This is a genomic window from Winogradskyella sp. A3E31 (assembly GCF_046720935.1).
GTDB lineage: Bacteria > Bacteroidota > Bacteroidia > Flavobacteriales > Flavobacteriaceae > Winogradskyella.
This window is the reverse complement of sequence record NZ_JBHNWH010000007.1, coordinates 158593-177595: the sequence shown is the minus strand read 5'-3', so window position 1 is coordinate 177595 and position 19003 is coordinate 158593. Positions and strand designations below refer to the sequence as shown.

The following is a 19003-nucleotide window of genomic DNA, read 5'->3' as shown; positions in this document are numbered from 1 at the left end:
TTAATTAAAAATTCTCTCTCATGTATTTGAGGGGGAATTTTTTCTTTTCGGCATTGGCCCTCTCAAATGAATAATGAGACCATTAAGGAAATTCCTAAGAATCTGGTCACCACATTCCATGTATTTAGGATGATCCTCTCTTCGAAAAAAAGCATTGAGTTCACTTTTTGAGACCTTAAAATCTACCAAGGCTAAGATTTTTACAATATCATCATCACGTAATTTATGAGCTACTCTTAGTTTTTTAAAAATGTCGTTGTTAGTCATTAGTCATTAGTCATTAGTCATTAGTCGTTAGTCGTTAGTCGTTAGTCATTAGTCGTTAGTCGTTAGTCATTAGCCATTGGTATGCTTCAGGGAAATGAGTTGCCCACAAAGCTTCGTTATGCTTTCCTCCCTCTATGACTTTGGATTGAACTCGATCAGAACCTAAACCCTTAGATTTTAATAAAGTTATCATTTTTTCCATATCAGGCACCATAGATTCACCCTCTTCTGTTCCTACTAGAAAGAAAAATTTCGAAGTAGGTTGGATGTTGTTAGATTCTACTAATTCATAGATTTCTGGGTTGATCCAAAAGGCTGGTGAAAACACGCCTGCTTTTCCAAATATATGAGGATATTTTATAACCGCATAGAAGGACATTAATCCACCAAGTGAAGAACCGAAAATTGTAGTGGATGCTGAACTTGTTTTTGTGCGATACGTATTGTCAATATATGGTTTTACGTTGTTTATTATAAAATCGAGATAAGCTTCACCTTTACCACCACCATATTTTTCGTGTTTATAAGGGGTTAGTTCATCAATACGTTTTTCATTTCCGTGTGCTACACCAACAATGATGCTTTCATTCTCTGATAATGTGTCTAAATAATCATCAACTTTCCACTCGCCAGCATAAGATAATTCAGCATCAAATAGATTCTGAGCATCGTGCATATAGATGACTGGATATGATTTTTCAGAAGTTTTGTATGATACCGGTAAGTAAACCCAAATCGTTTTATCTGTGTCGAGTTGTGGAGCATTTAAGGAAAAACTCAGAATTTGCTCAGAAACACTATTTTGAGAATTGATTTGGTTAACGTAAAATACTGATAACAAAATTATTACAAGTATTTTGAAGTTAGTAAAATTGTGACCTTGCATTGATAAAAGTTTAAAAAAACCGACTAAGTACAACTAATTTTTCGACAAGATACGCTATATCGACGACAATAATTAATTGCTCCTTTTTAACTTTACATTAGTTAATTAATCCCTATAGCTAAGCATGATAAATAGAGTTGAAAAATTGAGTTTGCTCTCGGAGATGATAGCATTTGCTCAAGCTGATGATAATATAAGAGCGATAGAATACAACTTCTTGTTAGGAGTCGCACAGCAATTAGAAATATCACAGGCCGATTTTGAATATCTTTTTGAACATCCGGTGTCTTATGTACACTTAAAGTCTTTTAGTGAGCGTATAGTGCAATTCCATCGCTTGGTATTATTAATGAATATCAGTAAGGATTCTACGAGCAAGCAAATCGTTAAAATCTATAATTTTGGATTACGAATGGGACTTAGTCATGAATCTATTAGTCGAGTTTTGGATTTAATGGAAAGCTTCCCCAATAAAATTGTGCCACCAGATTTTTTGATTGATATTTTTAAGGTGCAGTATAACTAGTCTTCAGTCGCAGTCACAAGTATCCAGTCAAAAAAGAAAGACTATGTCATTGCGAGGACGAAGGACGTGGCAATCTCATTATCGTATAATTGAATAAAACCTGAACTAAAATCATTTCACCTTCAACGTCTCTAAACGTTCTTGGTAGGCCGTAATTTCATCTCTAAAACGCGCTGCCTCCATAAAGTCTAAGGCTTTTGCAGCCGTTTCCATCATCTTTCGCTTTTCCCGTATCTTCTTTTCGAGCTCACCTTTTGTTAGATATTTACTTTCGGGCTCAGCAGCAATCTTAGCATCTAATTCAGTCCGGTAGGTACTGACAGAATTTTTAGCAAGTGCACTATCTAAATTCTTTTTTAATGCAGTTGGTGTAATGTTATTATCGGTATTGTATTGTAATTGCTTTTCTCTTCTGTAATTGGTTTCATCAATAGTTTTTTGCATACTATTTGTAATCTTGTCAGCGTACATAATGGCTTTTCCATTGAGATTTCTTGCTGCTCTTCCGACAGTTTGGGTCAATGATCTGTTAGAACGTAAAAAACCTTCTTTATCCGCATCGAGAATTGCAACCAACGAGACTTCTGGTAGATCTAATCCTTCACGCAGTAAATTGACACCAACCAACACATCGAAAATGCCTTTCCGTAAATCTTGCATGATCTCTACACGTTCTAGTGTATCAACGTCACTATGAATGTAGCGACATCGGATAGAAATCCTAGTTAAGTACTTCACCAACTCTTCTGCCATACGTTTGGTTAAAGTTGTTACAAGGGTTCGTTCATCTTTTTCAACACGTTGTTGAATTTCCTCTATTAAATCATCAATCTGATTTAAACTTGGGCGCACCTCAATAATAGGATCTAAAAGTCCTGTTGGTCTAATGACCTGTTCCACATAGACTCCACCAGATTTTTGTAACTCATAATCAGCGGGTGTAGCACTGACATAAATAACTTGATTTTGTAGGGTTTCAAATTCTTCAAACTTTAATGGTCGATTATCCATGGCTGCTGGTAATCTAAAACCATATTCTACCAAGTTTTCTTTTCTGCTTCTGTCCCCACCATACATGGCATGTACTTGCGAAATGGTAACATGACTTTCATCCACAACCATTAAATAATCATCTGGGAAATAGTCTAACAAACAAAAGGGTCTGGTCCCTGGTGCACGTCCATCTAAGTATCTTGAATAGTTTTCAATACCCGAGCAATACCCGAGTTCTCGAATCATCTCTAAATCGAATTCCGTACGCTCTTTAAGACGCTTAGCTTCGAGATGTTTACCGATATCTTTAAAATAATCATGTTGCTTTACCAAATCGTCTTGAATGTCTTTGATCGCTCCGTTCAATACATCTGGTGAGGTTACAAACATATTGGCAGGATAGATGTTTAATCGGTCATAATGCTCTAATACCTCATTGGTGTGGGCATCAAACGCTTCAATATCCTCAATCTCATCACCAAAAAAATGAATTCGGAAGGCATTATCCGAATAACCAGGGAAGACATCAACCGTGTCTCCTTTTATTCTGAAATTTCCATTTTTAAAATCAGCTTCAGTTCTTGAATACAAACTTTGAACCAATTGGTGTAATAATTTTGTACGCGAAATGACTTGGTCGCGTTCAATAGTAATTACATTTTTTTGAAATTCAACAGGGTTACCGATACCGTACAAACAGGAAACAGATGCAACCACCAAAACATCACGTCTGCCAGAGAGTAGGGAAGAGGTCGTACTCAGACGCATCTTTTCTATCTCTTCATTGATAGAAAGGTCTTTCTCAATATATACGCCTGATACCGGAATGTAAGCTTCAGGTTGATAGTAGTCATAATACGAGACAAAATATTCTATAGCATTGTCAGGAAAAAACTGCTTAAACTCAGAGTATAATTGGGCCGCCAATGTTTTGTTGTGCGCCAAAACCAGAGTTGGCCGTTGCACCTCTTGGATGACATTAGCAACTGTAAACGTCTTACCAGAACCCGTCACCCCTAAAAGCGTTTGGTACTTATCCTTTGCAGTAATCCCTTCAGCCAACTGCTTTATGGCTTCGGGTTGATCACCAGTAGGTTTAAAGTCTGATTTTATCTTAAATCGCATGTCACAAAGTTAAGGATTAAGAAGTCCTAAATAAAATGAAAATTACGCTTAGCGTTTTAGCGTAAAATGATCTGAATAACTTCTTCCGTCCCCCAAATTAGCGGTAAACCAATAGTCCGAACTTGGTAATTTTGCACCGTTATAAGTGCCGTCCCAACCTGCACTTGAGCTATTTTGACTGGTTATAAGTTTACCATAGCGATCGTAAATGTGTATGTCAAGATTTGGATATAATTCGAAATTAACTCCGGCTGCACGCCAAAAATCGTGATTTCCATCTCCATTTGGTGTAAAATACTTTGGGAAACCTAAAACTGAAATCAATTGTTCCACAATGCCACAGCCATTTTTATCCCGAACATAAACAGTATGAAAACCAGGTGTGACATTCACAAAAGTATTATCATCTTGATAAATCCCATCAGGATTGTCTAAAGCATACTCGTAATCACCATTTCCAGAAACGAATATAGTTACCGTATTGGAATTGCCTATGCCTTCAACTTCAACATTATTTATTGAAGCTATATCAGAGGATAGCACAGTGATGTCTCTACTATTACTGCATCCATTTGGGTCTGTTATAATAACCGTATAGACTCCAGCTTGGTTGATGTCATTAAAGGATGTGTTCACAGAAGTTGTGGTGCCGTTAAATTGCCATTCGTATAAGTAATTACTAGGAGAATCATTAAGTACTCCACCAAATAATCTAAGTGTTTCCGGGAATGTATTCTCACAATAATACACAGTTTCATCTTCAGAAATCATGGGCGTAAAAAGGACAACAAGATTAACCTGACTGATAGCGTAGCATTGATTGTTGCTTTCGATTTTTACGAATAGGGTTTGAAAATCAGGAGTGGTATTTTCAAAATTTAACGGTAATAAATTACTGTTATTAATAGCATCATCTTCGGTCTCATAAAATGAAAGTATGGCATCTGGCGGAATTTGATTTTCAATAGTTGGTCTTATATTACCCAAATTAAAAGTTGTAAACCCATCAATATCACCTTCGTCACAGGCTTCCAAATCTGGAATGGTCACTTGATTATTTGAAATTTGCAATTGAAGCTCAGCAATATCAAAACAATTAGCTTGGTTTAAAACACGAGCATACACAATTTGATTGGGACTGGTATTTTCGAAATTTGAAAAACTTGTAATTTCATTGGTGTTGGCAATAGCATCGGCTTCATTCAAGTAAAAATTAGCAACAACCAAATTTGTGTCACCATTGGTTAAATCCTCAGTAGCGTCAAAGAGATTATAGACTGTTAATCCATCTTGATTGAAATCACATTCAGTCAATGTAGCGTCATTAGCTATGGGATTTGGAGAATATTCGATAACCACTTCGCCATAGGCAATGCAATTATTAGCTAAGCCTACTTCAACATTGTACGTTCCTGGCTGATCTACGGTATAAGTACCACAGTTTAAGCAATTTGAAGGATCGAATTGTACTAAAACACCATCCCTAAACCAATCATAAGAATTTTGTCCAGGTAATGTCGCATCGAGAATTACAGTATTTCCATCGCAAACAGCATTACCAGTAGCTAATAGTCTATTTGGACCTATATCAGTTGAGAGTTGAAAACTACCAGCTTCTAAAAAGACAGCAGAATCAAATCTAAAGTTTTGTTCATCCGCAATAACTAATTTTACATGATAAGTGTCATTTGGCACTACTTGTGCGGTTGCTGTTAATATGGCCGTTTGTCCATTAAAATTAATCGGGGAAACAGTGCCGTTATACATTCCAAAATAAGTTTCATTTTGAGGTGGGCAAGAACCTGGCACTCCAGGTGTAACAGTCGTTGCTTTTACAGGAGTATTTGTATCTGGCACTAAAGCAATATTCTCATATTGATTTTGACCAACAGGACGAATTAAAAACCCAAATAGATCAGAAAATTGGCAGCTATTCGGATTACCTTGTTGGTATTCTTCAGAAGCAAAAATATATCTAAAACTCACTTCAGATGCTACAGCTGTAAAGTCAAACTCAAGTATAGTAGCGTTTGTCGTGTTGGTTTCATTTAATATGGTTTCTAGATCATTGTCCCCAGACCAGCCCGTGGCATCATCATCACTCAAGGTTGAATTCGGGCCAGGGACGTTTGCAAGTCTCCCAGTACTTAAAACAATGCCATTCTGAAAAGGAAAAGGTGTTCCAGTAGCATCAAAATAGCCATAACTCTGATCAGAACCGCCAAAATCACCACCTACCACATTGGTGACGACTACGTTTTCAATACAGTCACTATCAATTAAAATATCTTCGATGAGTTGTTGGGGAGTAAAGGACTGACTGTCCACAGTAATATTCTGAGCAGAACCTAATAGGAACGAGAAAAAGGCTATGGATATGAGGTAATACTTCATGTAGTCAAAATCGACTGCAAAGATAAGGATTTTGTGTGGTTAGAAAGTTGGATTAATAAAACCTTTAAGGCGTTAAACCTCTATTTATCTTTTCAACGCAAAATGACCTTTGACGGTAAATGCAATTCCACCACGCTGAACATCAGCAGTAAACCAATAGTCCGTAGCTGGCATTTTGTTACCATTATATGTGCCATCCCAACCTTGGGAAAAATGAGGGAGTTGTTTTATCAATTTTCCGTACCTGTCAAAAATATAGACAATAGTTCCTGGAAGCGTTTCTACACCAGTAATATGCCAAGTATCAAAGGCACCGTCATTGTTCGGTGTAAAGAATTTTGGTGCATCTACAACTAAAACCTCTCTAGTGACAGAAGCACAACCATTAACATCTATGATGGTTATGGTATGGTAGCCTAAGCCTACATTTTCAAAAAGTGGTGAATCCTGAGGTTCAAAATCATCCAATTGGTAAAGGTAATCTCCAATACCAGTAACAGTAATTGTAATATTGTTTGGGTCTGAAAAATCAATCACTTCGACCACATCAATATCTGCAGGTTCGGATTCAATGACATCAAAAGTACTGGTTACCGAACAGCCAAATTCTGTAGTCACAGTAACACTATAGGTGCCGATGGCAGTAATTTCTATTTCAGGACTTGTTTCATTTGTAGACCATAAATACGTATCTCCACTAAAGCCAGTTTCAGCAGAAACGACTAATGGGAAATTCTCTGGGCAAATCGTTTGCTGTGGTATATCGGTCAATGGTAGCGGGTGCACAATAGTTTCAAACTGTGTTACTGAATGACAATTAGTTGTATTGTTTTCAAGTCGTGCATAAATAATCGCGCCATCACTTGAAGCATGAGGACTCGTTAAAGCACTTGTGCCTAAGTCAGCATCGTCAAATGAATTGTGATAAGTTATTGTATAATCAGAAGCATTTTGCGTGCCCAATATCGCTGGATTTTGATCTTCTAAATTGAATAGTGCTACACTATCAAAATCATCATCACACAATTCCATATTCGGAGGAGTGTTCGCAATAGGTAGTGGATTTACCCTGAGATTAAAAGGATAAATGTAAAAGCAGCCTGTCGACACTTGAGTGAGACGTGCGTGAATAAGATCGTTATTCGTTTGGTATGTATAATCCATACTCAATGCATTAGTTTCATCTATAGCATCTTGGTTTGACGGATAGTAAACAATATTTACATCGTTAGCATCATTAACAATAACCGAATTGATTTCATCAAGATTGAAATAATTGGTGTCGTTATCACAAATTACATAATACTGAAAATCGTTAAAGGCAGGTGGAAGATTTACATTTAAATCAATCGGTAATGTCAAAAAGCAATTTGAAAGCGTATTTGTTACTTTGATGTAAACCGTTTGTGGATTAGTGGTATTATCAAAGTTTTCTGGAGTTGTGATTGGGTTAACTTCAGCTTCGGCGTCTTCAACTGTTTCGTAATACGCCACCACAATATTATCTTGTCTTACATCTGAAATATTGATCTCGGCTTCAGTTAAATCCCAGTTAACAATGCCGTCATAGTCCACATCACAGGTTTCAAAAGGCTCAATAGTACTTACCACAGGAACAGGAATCACAGTAAGGGCAAAAGACGTCACAGAATTACAAATGGTCCCATTACTAATTTGAACATAAATCTCTTGAGGATTTACGGTGTTTGTAAATTGGCTGCCAAGAGGATTCGTTCCGTTTTCTGCATTTTCCAAAGTGGTATAAAATGTTACGGTAAGGTCGTCAGTAATACCTTGGGTGATATCATCTGCAACCAAATTCAAATCTATGGTTTCGAAGGTATCGTTGGAAGCATCATCGCATCTAAAAATATCTACAGGCTCATTATACTGAGGATTTGTACCCAAAACCAATTCCATCGTTGAAGTCCCATAGCATAAGGGGTCAGAAACATTCTGAACTCGAACAAAAATCGTTTGTGGATTTGAAGTATTTTGATAAGCGTTGAATTTATCTATAGGATTATTGCCTAAATCAGCTTCAACTTGTGTTTCAAAATAAAGGACTTCCTTCCCTGTTTGTCCATTCAAAATTTCATCATCCTTGGTGCTTAAAATAAAATCACCAATATTATCAGAATCATTTTCACAAATTCGATAATCTGTGATGTCTGGAAAATCAGGTAAGGAGTTGATCGTAATATCTATGGTTTCTAATACGTAACATCCGGTTGAGGTGTTTGTAACTCGCGCTGTTACCAATTCTGATTGTGCATTATAAACTGATGGATTTGTAATGGCATTAGAAGCTGCTTCGGCGTCTGCTACAGAATTGTAATATGTAACTTGGTCTGTGGAACCGATTGGTAAAATTTCGGATTCAGAATCCTCAAGGTTTACAATAAAAAAGCCATCCTCGTCATCATCGCAAATAACAATTGGATTTGGGGAATTGCTTATTGGTGCTGGTTGCACAGTAATTTCAAAGCTTTTTATATCAGCACAGAATGTTGCACTCGATCGGACTCTGGTATATACCGTTAAAGGGTTTGTGGTGTTGGTATAAAAATCTGGCAACTGGTTTAAGTTGGCATCTGCATCAGCTTCAGACAAAAAGTAAGACACATCAAAACCACTTTGACTATTTAGAACTGTATCGTCGAATTGCGTAAGGTCAATGGTTGTGAAATTATCCTGGTCTTCATCACACACAGTTTGTGGACCAATAGCAGGGAATGTTTCAATGGCATCTAATGATAATTCAAAATCTGATATCTCAGAGCAGGTCGGACTGCTAATCACAATATAAATGGTCTGAGGATTATTAGGTGGAAAGTACTCAACTGATTGATCTAACTCGTTAACACCATTATCTCTATCATCCTCGGTTTCATAGAATTCAATCGTTAAATCAGGGATGTCGAACATTATCGTTTCTGCAATGGCTTCTAAGTCAAAGCCTTCAACTCCGTCATTGCCTTCATCACATTCTGCAAAATCAATGATATTGGTACCTGTTAATAACAGATTTGGATGAACTTCAATTGGTGTATAGGATACACAGCCAGTTGTGTTGTCTTCAACCCTAATATAAACCGTTTGTTCTTCGTTTTGGGTATTTGCAAAATTAGTTGGGTCAGCAATTGGGTTTGCGCCAGATAATGCATCTTCTGGAGTTAAATGATAACTGATAGTAACATTAGTGGTTCCCTGTAAAATATCTGCTTCTAAAGAGGTGAGGTCGAAATTTGCAAAGCCATCATGGTCGCTATCACAGGCATCAATATATTGATTATCTGCTTGGTTTATAGGTGGATTGCTCAACACTTCGATATCTAGGGTCGTTGTAGAAATACAACCTGTTTGGGTATTTACTACACTGACAAATACTATATCGTTTGGATTGTTGTTCACATACGGCATTGGGATAATATTTGAGCCCGTATCTGCATCCGCCTGAGTGTAATGGTAAGTTACATCGAGATTTGGTTGCCCGCCTGTAATTTCATGATTGACGTCGTTAAGGTTAATTTCTGTAAAGCCATCCGCTGTTTGATCATCACAAACAACTAAGGTTGCAGGATCGTTTATCGCAGGAAAGTCATTAACTACAAGATCGACCTCGTTATAAATGATACATGCAGAATCTAAATCCTCAATTCTAATAGTGAGCGTTTGTGGGTTTGATGTATTTTGATAATTACCAGAAATAGCATTGGTATTATTCTGTGCGTCAGATAATGAAGTGTGGTAACTGAAATTGTAGTTTCCTGTTGCCAATGAGTTAATAACATCATCATCTAAAGTCGATAAGTCAAAGGTTTCTGTACCTGTGCCGCTAAAGTTACAAAGATTGTAATCTGCCATCGGGTCTGGTGTTTGGTTATCATCGACCAAAATATTAATATCATCTGTTATGGTACATGTTGAACCATTTAAAGGTACATCGATTTCAACGGTATATAAACCAGATTGTGTTGCTGTTAATGTAGGCTGAGTTTCAGACCCAAGTAATCCACCATCTAAATACCAACGGTAAACTGCCTGTGCGTTATTAATATTAGCGTCCAATTGCACTTGAGATAAGCAGGTAGCCACATCTTCGCCAAGCTCAACAATAGAATTAAAACTATTACCTTCTATAAAAACCGCTGAATCGTAATTTTGATCTGTTTGATCCGCAATAACCAGTTTTATTCTATACGTAACATTAGGGGTAATGGCCGCTGTTGCACTAAGAACCGTAGTTCTACCATTATAATTGGTGTCCCCGAGGTTGTAACCGTCGAAGTATTGTTCGTTTTCAGCCGCACAGAAATCTGTAATTTCTGGATGTACTGTATTTGTATTTACAGGAATAGAAGTTCCGGGCACTAACGCAATATTTACAAAGGGGTTTGAAGTCCCAGCTTCACGAATCAAAAAAGCAAAACCATCGGAATATTGACAAGGGAAATTAGCAAAGTACTCTTCAGAAGCTAATATATAATTGAATTGTACTTGATTTGAAGCTGAAATAAAATCGAACTCAATGGTTGTAGCATTCAGTGTATTGTTGATGCCTAAAGTGGTTTCGAGATCTGCATCTGTTCCCCAGGCCGAAGTACCATCGTTTAAAACATTAGTGTTTTGTGTATTTCCCGCAGCTAGTGCATCACCAGTAGTAAGTACTAAACCATTTTCAAAAGGAAAATTAGAAGATCCACGTTGAAAATAACCAAAACTTCCTAAGCCACTAACATTACCATTTACGGGAGAAGAAATATTAGACACTTCAACACAGCCTTGAACCAAGGTGTTTTGTACAAGATCAGTAGCGCTTAAAGAATTATCAACTGAGATTTGTTGTGCAAAACTTAAGGAGATTGTTGCACAAAAGATTACACTTAGAATATGGTTAGACCATTTCATGTTACTGCGGTTAAGTCACGTATAATCCCTAAATTATCTTATCAAAAACGGGCATTAATTTGAGATTACCGTCAAACATAGATAAAAATTAGATTAAATGCAAAAAAATACGATAAAATGTAATTTTAAGTCAAATTTATCGATATATGAAGTAACATATTTTATGCTATCAATTTAAAGATTCAAAACCTTAATAGTTAACGTAAACCCAACCAGAGCTTGGTTTAAATTCAGGATCATTAAGATTTAATACATAGTAATACGTACCAACCGGAACACGATTTCCCTTATTATCTAATCCTCTGTTTATTAAACCCAACCAAGGGGATTCGTTATCGCCTTCATAAATCAAAGTCCCATAGCGGTTATAGATGAGTAGTTTATGATCAATAAAAATATCATAAAGGCCACGAATATTGAACCAATCGTTTTTATTGTCATTATTTGGGGAAAAGCCTTCAGGAATTTCAGGAGGGCAGTTTTCTATTTCGAGTTGAAATTCAAAAATCTCATAGCAAAATTCAGTATTACGCCTTATGAAAATGGTTTGAGGATTACTGAGATTGGTATATGAACCAGGATTTAATATCGAGTTAGATTCTGCTTCCAGGTCATCAATAGTTTCATAGAACGATAATGAATCCAATTCAATAGTTTCAATAGTATCAAGATTTTCGAACAAATTAAAAGTAGCTTTCTCAAAACCTTCATTACACTCTATAAGTGTTGGAAGTATGATATTCTCAGGAACAATTAAAAGTTCAATTTGCTCGGTTGTATGATTGTTTGTTTCTGAAATTTCGGTGACGATTCCGTTTGATGTACCGTCATCATCCACAACAATGGTTAATTGAAAGTTATCTGCAACAGTTTCAGGAATTGTAATTGATATAAAAACTGTTTCACTACTACCAATAGGAATATCATTTAACGTTTCTGCTTGCGCAACCAATTGTCCATCTGCATAAAAAGCAATTGGTGTATTTGCAGGGAGTACGTCCGTACTGTTTGTATTGCTAACCGTATAACCAATAGTGATAGTACGAGAATCACAAGTCAATTCTAGATTATCTAGATTTACGGTAGCATCAGGAAGTTGACTGTTTAATACGGTAATAACGTTATTAATCATTACAAAATCCTGTCCAGAGGTTAAATTAATAGTAGCTGAAGTGTCCCCAATACTGATGTTATTCTGAATGTTATACACATCAATATCCATATTAAAAAGATTCGATTGCTCCGTAAAACTATTGGTGCCGTTAAATGCGTTATTAGCTGGATTAAGAGGTGGATTACTTATTACATTTCCATTAATAGTCAATTGTTCATTAACGGCTAGAGCAACATCTCCTTCCCAAGCAACAAATCCAATTTTGGCATCTTCGTTATCTAGCACATTAAGATTGTCTAGGTTGATGGTCAGGTTTTCAGGGACACTTTGTAAGCCATCGTAAACATTAAGTTGGTTTAAAGGCAAGTTAGGATCTTCATAAATAACGGTAATTGCCCAACCTGCAAAATTAGTTCCGGTAGGACAATAGGGACCAATAATATCCGATATATCTAATTCTGAAAGTGTATAATTTGTAGTTCCTTCGGACAGTACAAGGGTAGTGACATCTGTGAAAGCAGCAAAGAAAATACGTTCAGTGTCCAAAGCATCACTAAAGGTGCGTTCTGCAGTAACGGGATTGCCATTAAGTTCAATGTCAAAATCTCCAGACCCTGAACCCGCCCAATATAAATAGGCTGCGACGATAGTTTGGTCGGTGTCTAAATTTAAGTTAGCAGAAGAGCTGGTTAAAATATCACAAGGGGCAAAGTTGCCATTTTCTTGTAGGTTCATGGTATTTCCAATAGCGATATAGTCATATCTTCCATTGAACTGGCTGTATAAAGCAATGTCTTGTGCAAATCCGAAGGATATACCGAATATGAAAAAATAAAAGAGAAATTTTAGTTTCAAAAAAATAAATTTACTCCCCTAAATTAAGTGATTTTGAATTAACGCTTTAACGTGAAATGACTAGAGAACTGTCTGCCATCTTCTAAAGTTACAGAGAACCAATAGTCACTTGTGGGCATTATATTGCCATTGTATCTCCCGTCCCAACCAGAGCCTAAAGGATTTAGCTCCTTCAATAACTTTCCGTAGCGATCAAAAATATAGATGATGGTATTGGCTTGAAACTGTGAGGATATGCCTTTTACCTGCCAAAAATCATTTCTGCCGTCATTATTCGGTGTAAAGAACTTAGGAAAACCAATGACGGATACCAAATCTTCTATAATACCACAGTCATTTTTATCGCGTACATAAACGGTATGCAGTCCAGGAGCTACATTTTCAAACGTGTTGCTATCTTGATATGGGCCATCAGGATTATCCAAAGCAAATTCGTAATCGCCTTCACCAGTAACGATTACGGTTACCACATTATTTTCTGTGGCATCGACTACATTGATATTGGTAATTGTTGCAATGTTTGAAGGCAGAACAGTAATGGTTCTGTCCTTAAAACAACCTTCTACATTAGTTACACGCACAGTATAGGTTCCAGGAGCATCCACTTCGATTTGTGAGGTGCTTTCACCAGTGGACCAATCGTAGTAGTAATTACTTGGATTATCATCGATGACTCCGCCAGTTAAAGTCAATGTTTCAGGGAAGAAGTTTAAACAGTAAATGGTTTCAAATTCAGTTTCAATATTTGGGAGTCGTTTCACAACCAAAGTCAATTCACTTATACCATAACACGCATTTTCATTTTCTACGCGAGCAAACACGGTATGGTTATAATCAACAGTGTTGGTATAGTTATTTGCCAATGAATTATTTTCTAAAAGTGCATCTTCATAAGTTTCATAATAAACAACATTTAATCCTGTTGGTAATCCATCTAAAACCTGGGCATTTGCATCACTTAATGTAAAAACGTAAAGGCCATCTTCTGTACCATCATCATCACAAGCCTCTAATAGTGCATCGTTAGAATTTGTAACGCTTACACGTAACTCGACTTCAGCATAATCGATACAACCTGTTAGAGTGTTTGTAACTTTAGCAACAATAAGTTGCGGGTTAGAAGTGTTTTCAAAACTTGAAGGGTCGATGGTACTCACTTCACTTTCGGCATCCGTCTGACTTAAAAAATAGGTCACCTCTCGTTCAGTAGCTCCACCAGTAATATCACTTTCTATTTGGCGTATATTAAATATTGTACGTTCATCTTGAACGTCATCCTCATCACATTGAAGGATAGAGGCATCGTTAACCATAGGTGCAGGGTTTATTGATACATTAAAATTGCCTATGTCATAACAATCCGTATTCAAATTGTTTTCAATTCTGAAAAAGATGACTTCTGAAAATGGGTTGGAATTTGTGTAATCCGCAGGTAAAGGGTTTTGGTTGTTGTTAGCATCTGCAACCGAACTATGGAATGTGATACTATATGCATTCTGATCTTGGTTACCGTAAATAACGTCTTCAAATTGTGTTAAATTCACCGTTGAGATGCCATCTCTGGTATCACCTTCATTATCACAAAATTCTTGACTTGGTATAGGATTAGCGATTGGAGTATCAAATACGTCGACTGTAAACGATGTTGTGTCAAAGCAATTCGCATTTTCAATATTACTTATCCTAGCAACAATTTGCTGTGGATTCTCTGTATTGGTAAAAGGAAAGGTTATCGGGTTTTCATTATTGTCAGCATCGATTTGATTTTCAAAATAGGTAACTGAGAACTGATTTTGGTCTTGGTTACCAATGATATCAGAATCCTTGTTTGTAAAATTAAAAGAAACGACACCATCATTGTCTGTGTCACAAACCCTAAGGTTGTCAGTTGTATTAGCAACAGGAACTTCAAAAACTCCAACCACTGCATTTCCTTCAATGGGGCAATCCCCGTTATTGGGTTCAATAAACACTTCGTAGAAGCCTGGTGTATCAACAAATAATTCGAAAGTAGTTTCAACTAATGGAGTGCCGTCCTTGGTCCAGGTATAATCAGCTCCAGCAATTTCTTCAGCAGTTAAAACATAACTATCACCAGCACAAAGTTTTAACTCTGTTGTGCTTTCGCCATTTTGAATGATATCTATTTGAGTGTTGAATAAGGATTGAATAAACGGAGGCAAACCGATTCTACTTAAATGTGCATTGTTATTATTAACATCTACTCTAATACCGAACTCATCATAATTTGAAGCATTACCTGTCAGTTCAGGGTTATTTATTATACCAAGATGTTTGCCTGTCGTATTGAAATCTTGAAAATTCACTTGTGCTCTATAAATACGTTTGTCTAAACCTAATTGTAAAGCACCTGCACTAATGTTGTTAGAAGAATGTACTATTTGAAGCGAAGCAGGTATATCAGCACTTTCCAAATCCCATTGCAGGACTTGACTTTGTCCACCACCACCAATTCCTAGGCCAGTTGTAGCATATACTTTTTTATTTTCAGCAGAAAACTCTATACCATATGGGCTACTGTTATAATCGGGACCTAGTAATTCTATACTGTTTGAAACAACGCCAGTATCATTATTAAAATCGAACAAGTACACTCCACCAGGAGCATCTTGTGCAACAATGTTTGAAAATCCAAAGTGAGCAACTGCCAATTTAGTGCCGTCAGGTGACGCTTTTAAATACCCAAGTGCATTTCTGCGATAGCCTTCTGCTGGAACTGTCGGTCCCACTATAGAAACTACAGGTGTTGTCGTCACGCCATTTGTATCTACCTTAAATGCATAAAAGCGATCTACAAAATGGGTAATGACCCAAAAAGAAAAGCAATCATCTGCTTTTACAGCAGTTATCTTTTCTGAACATTTATAATCTACTTCCGTTGGATTAGTACTGTCGTATGTAACAAGAGGTACATTTTTTTCAGTAGGTTCAATAGATCCCAAACCACCATCACCATTTAAATTGATTAGGGAATACATCAATCCATCATTAATCCCATCTGCATCTGTTTGATTTGGGAAAGAGGCAGAATTAAAATGATGAGGTTCATCAACCGTGAAAATATAATAGAAATTAGGGTCTTGGGGTTTCGGAACAAAAAGACCAGAAGAGGTACTGGATTCATCCCCTTTTAGACCAGTACCATTTTGCATCACCTGATGATTTCGGTTCCAAACCGTTCTCCCATCAGAATAAAATAACAGATTACCACTTGTGTCAGAGATGGATGTACAACCTTCGAGCGTATTTAGTTGGCCATTAGTAATTGCAGTTACCGACCCATCTGCAGAGTTAAATTGCAAGCCAGCACGTTGCCCAAAATACCAAAATGAAGCTTCATTCTGACCAAAAGAGGCAACTGCGAAACACAATAAAAGTATTAAAAGCCCAAATTTTTTCATCCCAGATAGCGATAGCTACCAAAGATATTATAAATCTCGTTTTTTTAGTAATCGGTAGGATAAAAAGATAAAAAGTGCCGTCCAACCTAAAACAATAGCGATTTCATGAAAATGAACTGCATAATCGTAAGCTAAATCCGCCTTGTCAGGGAACTTGGTCATAATAATTCTTTGAAAAGGTTGGTCAATCAGCTTATACATCGATTCTAATGGTAAAAAGTTTTTTACTTGAAACCCTGTTGCTGCCGAATCCTTTTGCCAAGTGACTACGCCAAAAATTATCCACTCTAAAATGTATAGAATAACCAAGAAGGCAAGTGCAAAGGCTGAGCGTTTAACCAACATCCCAAAGAATAAACACAAACTAAAAAAGCCAACTAATTTTACAAAGTAACCTAATAGAAAATCAACTTCTCTAAAGATGATAGAAGCTTCTGTATAACTGGAGTAATAAAGACCTATTAAAAAGGTTGCTAATCCGATGAGTACCGTTGCAGCAAAGGAAAAGAATACTATGGTATAGAATTTTGAAAGAATAAATTCCTTTTTACTTAACCCATCAATTAGGTTTTGTTTTAAGGTTTTGTTACTATATTCATTACCAATCATACTAACCACGACGATTGCAAAGAAGAATTTAAAGTATGAAGCAAAGAAGGTCGTAATATGCCAAATAATTGGAAAATTGAAAATACCTAACTCACCCAATTCCAAAGTAAAAAAACCAAAGAAATTAATTTTAATGGATGATAAAATTAAAACTGTGAAGGGTAGTATAAAGGATATAAAAATAAGAACCTTGCTTGTTCTATTAAGCCAAAGTTTTTGTAATTCTAATTGTATAAGTCGTAACATGATTGGTTTTTTATTTTCTATGTTCAGTCCGCTTCGAGAGCCTCAGCGGCCAAACTTTATAGTGTTGATTGATTAGTTGAGTTTGTCTGTTAGCTGCAAGAATTGTTCTTCCAAACTTTCTTTTCGTTTTACTAAATGAGATAGTAAAATGCCTTTAGAAAACATCAGTTGATTAAACTCCGATGCGGACATTGGTTCATTTAAAAACGCTGTGATGAGTTGGCCTTCAACTTTTATCTTTCCGAAGTTAGCGTCAGAGTCAAGAATCGCTAACAGTTCATCATGCTTATCTGCTTTCAATTCAAAAAAGCCATGACTACTTATCATTTCATCCACACGACCTGAATATAATTTTTCGCCCTTACGAAGCACTACAACATGCGAGCATACCTTTTCAACTTCATCCAATAAATGCGATGCTAAAAGTATCGTTGTACCATTAGCAGCAATGTCTTTAATAATTTGACGTATTTGGTGAATCCCTTGCGGATCTAAACCATTGGTAGGTTCATCTAAGATTAAAATTTCCGGGTCATTGAGTAGGGCGGAGGCAATGGCCAACCGCTGTTTCATCCCTAGAGAGTAGGTCTTAAATTTACTATCCTTTCGGTCCAAAAGACCGACGATTTCTAGTTTTTCATGAATTTTACTATGATCTACTCCTTTAATTTTACAGACTAATTTTAGATTTTGCTCTGCCGTCATGTAAGGATAGAAATTAGGACGCTCTATAATGGCGCCTACTTTCTTTAGAGCATCATGTGTTGTTGTGTTGCCATCGAACCATCTAAAGTCTCCACTGGTTTTATTAACAACATTGAGTACCACACCAAGAGTAGTGGATTTACCACTTCCGTTGGGGCCTAAAATGCCATAAACATTACCTTTATTAATTGTAAAACTTAAGTCTTTAACTGCAGTGAGATAACCAAACTTTTTAGTGAGGTTATCGATTGTAAGGATAGTATCCAAAGTGAATATAAATTTTGTGCCATACTAAAATAAGAAAATAGTATAGCGTGATTGATTGTTACGAGTAAGACGAGTAACTCAGTTTTTTGTTACAGGAAAAGATAAAATAAAAAAAGCATTTCAATTAGAAATGCTTGATAATTATAATATTTGAAGATCAGTTCCAGTTCTCGTCAAAATCGAGATTCTCGTAGTCATCGAGATCTAAACCATCTTCAAATTCATCATAGTCATCCTCATCTGTATCTGAAGTAAATTCTTTCTGTGGTGCTGCATCAGGGACTTGGCCATGAACATACATTAGATTTGGATAATCAGAGCCTTGAGCTTCTTCAACAATCTCAGCCAATTCCACATAAAACGTCCACATGTTTAAGAAATCGTAAACGTAAATTAACTTTGTAGAAGCCTCGTGTACCACATCATTAATTTTTGTGGCGTTCATCACCCTAACTTTGTTTTCAGCTTCACTCATGTCGAACATCGAAATTTCTTCACCTTGATTCCATTCCTCATCACTAATATAGAAGGATGCCATCTCTAATCCATCAAAACCGAAAGATTGCGTAATGATATTGTGAAGATCTTCCATTGTATCTGTTTCACGGATTTCTAAATCCCTGAATACATCTTCGTCCTTAGTATCATTATCGAGAACAACTCTAAATCTGTAAATCATTGTC

The 19003-nt window shown here is 36.5% G+C and carries 11 protein-coding genes; 1 reads left to right on the top strand and 10 read right to left on the bottom strand.

What is annotated here, in order from left to right; genetic code table 11:
• Positions 1-18: 18 nt before the first annotated feature.
• Entirely contained in the window at positions 19-267 is a 249-nt protein-coding gene (locus ACFEMA_RS10440; protein ID WP_411768141.1) for a DUF1456 family protein, read from the bottom strand.
• A gap of 55 nt (positions 268-322) precedes the next feature.
• On the bottom strand, positions 323-1108 hold the full coding sequence (locus tag ACFEMA_RS10435) for an alpha/beta hydrolase (RefSeq protein ID WP_411768140.1): 786 nt from the start codon (positions 1106-1108) through the stop codon (positions 323-325).
• Between the two features lie 169 nt (positions 1109-1277).
• On the opposite strand from ACFEMA_RS10435, the gene ACFEMA_RS10430 reads away from it, so the two are divergent.
• Positions 1278-1679 carry a TerB family tellurite resistance protein gene (locus ACFEMA_RS10430; RefSeq protein ID WP_411768139.1) on the top strand — a complete coding sequence of 134 codons (402 nt, stop codon included), beginning with the start codon at positions 1278-1280 and terminating at the stop codon, positions 1677-1679.
• Between the two features lie 111 nt (positions 1680-1790).
• On the opposite strand, the gene uvrB is transcribed toward ACFEMA_RS10430, so the two are convergent.
• The 8 genes from uvrB to ACFEMA_RS10390 all read right to left on the bottom strand — a co-directional run bounded on the left by uvrB (position 1791) and on the right by ACFEMA_RS10390 (position 18999).
• Positions 1791-3797, bottom strand: coding sequence for an excinuclease ABC subunit UvrB (gene uvrB, locus ACFEMA_RS10425; RefSeq protein ID WP_411768138.1), 2007 nt, complete (start codon positions 3795-3797; stop codon positions 1791-1793).
• A gap of 48 nt (positions 3798-3845) precedes the next feature.
• Complete coding sequence (locus ACFEMA_RS10420) at positions 3846-6191, bottom strand: choice-of-anchor L domain-containing protein (RefSeq protein WP_411768137.1); 2346 nt, start codon at positions 6189-6191, stop codon at positions 3846-3848.
• Positions 6192-6275: 84 nt separating this feature from the next.
• Entirely contained in the window at positions 6276-11102 is a 4827-nt protein-coding gene (locus ACFEMA_RS10415) for a choice-of-anchor L domain-containing protein (RefSeq protein ID WP_411768136.1), read from the bottom strand.
• A 190-nt stretch (positions 11103-11292) separates the two neighbouring features.
• Positions 11293-13071 carry a gliding motility-associated C-terminal domain-containing protein gene (locus tag ACFEMA_RS10410; RefSeq protein WP_411768135.1) on the bottom strand — a complete coding sequence of 593 codons (1779 nt, stop codon included), beginning with the start codon at positions 13069-13071 and terminating at the stop codon, positions 11293-11295.
• Between the two features lie 38 nt (positions 13072-13109).
• Complete coding sequence (locus ACFEMA_RS10405; RefSeq protein ID WP_411768134.1) at positions 13110-16493, bottom strand: T9SS type B sorting domain-containing protein; 3384 nt, start codon at positions 16491-16493, stop codon at positions 13110-13112.
• Between the two features lie 27 nt (positions 16494-16520).
• Complete coding sequence (locus ACFEMA_RS10400; RefSeq protein ID WP_411768133.1) at positions 16521-17348, bottom strand: ABC transporter permease; 828 nt, start codon at positions 17346-17348, stop codon at positions 16521-16523.
• Between the two features lie 72 nt (positions 17349-17420).
• Complete coding sequence (locus ACFEMA_RS10395) at positions 17421-18320, bottom strand: ABC transporter ATP-binding protein (protein ID WP_411768132.1); 900 nt, start codon at positions 18318-18320, stop codon at positions 17421-17423.
• A 157-nt stretch (positions 18321-18477) separates the two neighbouring features.
• Positions 18478-18999: an IS1096 element passenger TnpR family protein gene (locus ACFEMA_RS10390; RefSeq protein WP_411768131.1), complete on the bottom strand. Its 522-nt coding sequence runs from the start codon at positions 18997-18999 to the stop codon at positions 18478-18480.
• Between the last annotated feature and the right edge of the window lie 4 nt (positions 19000-19003).

What these genes read in the sequence shown, in the direction of transcription:
- ACFEMA_RS10390 (WP_411768131.1), bottom strand. Translation starts at nt 18,999, where the DNA reads ATGATTTACAGATTTAGAGTTGTTCTCGATAATGATACTAAGGACGAA.
- ACFEMA_RS10405 (WP_411768134.1), bottom strand. Translation starts at nt 16,493, where the DNA reads ATGAAAAAATTTGGGCTTTTAATACTTTTATTGTGTTTCGCAGTTGCC.
- ACFEMA_RS10430 (WP_411768139.1), top strand. Translation starts at nt 1,278, where the DNA reads ATGATAAATAGAGTTGAAAAATTGAGTTTGCTCTCGGAGATGATAGCA.
- ACFEMA_RS10415 (WP_411768136.1), bottom strand. Translation starts at nt 11,102, where the DNA reads ATGAAATGGTCTAACCATATTCTAAGTGTAATCTTTTGTGCAACAATC.
- ACFEMA_RS10400 (WP_411768133.1), bottom strand. Translation starts at nt 17,348, where the DNA reads ATGTTACGACTTATACAATTAGAATTACAAAAACTTTGGCTTAATAGA.
- ACFEMA_RS10420 (WP_411768137.1), bottom strand. Translation starts at nt 6,191, where the DNA reads ATGAAGTATTACCTCATATCCATAGCCTTTTTCTCGTTCCTATTAGGT.
- uvrB (WP_411768138.1), bottom strand. Translation starts at nt 3,797, where the DNA reads ATGCGATTTAAGATAAAATCAGACTTTAAACCTACTGGTGATCAACCC.
- ACFEMA_RS10440 (WP_411768141.1), bottom strand. Translation starts at nt 267, where the DNA reads ATGACTAACAACGACATTTTTAAAAAACTAAGAGTAGCTCATAAATTA.